Here is a 336-nt window from a genome sequence, read left to right on the forward strand (position 1 = left end):
AGAAAAGTATAGCATTAGTTAGTATTAGTTGGCAAATATTTAACTAGCTAAACTCCCCTGGAAGGACAAATTACCATTGGCAGAGTTATAGCTGAACTGATCCAAGGAGGTAGCACCAAATCCAATTTTCCTGACCTGAATTTTATCACCCTCTGTTCGCTGGAAGTCTTTGATAATGTCAATGCCTTCAAATTTGCTGTTGAATACAAATGTATCAGCACCCAATCCACCAGTCAGGGTATCATTACCCAATCCACCAGTCAGGGTATCATTACCTAAGCCACCAGTCAGGGTATCAGCACCTAAGCCACCAGTCAGGGTATCAGCACCTAAGCC

1 protein-coding gene is annotated in these 336 nt (G+C 42.6%); it reads right to left on the reverse strand.

Annotation, left to right across the window (positions count from 1 at the left end; all coding sequences use genetic code 11):
* Positions 1-39: 39 nt before the first annotated feature.
* A partial coding sequence (locus tag ACIR131C_RS27125) for a calcium-binding protein (protein ID WP_479723998.1) occupies positions 40-336 on the reverse strand: 297 nt, incomplete at its 5' end.

Source organism: Dolichospermum circinale AWQC131C (assembly GCF_000426905.1).
Taxonomy (GTDB): Bacteria; Cyanobacteriota; Cyanobacteriia; order Cyanobacteriales; family Nostocaceae; genus Dolichospermum; species Dolichospermum circinale.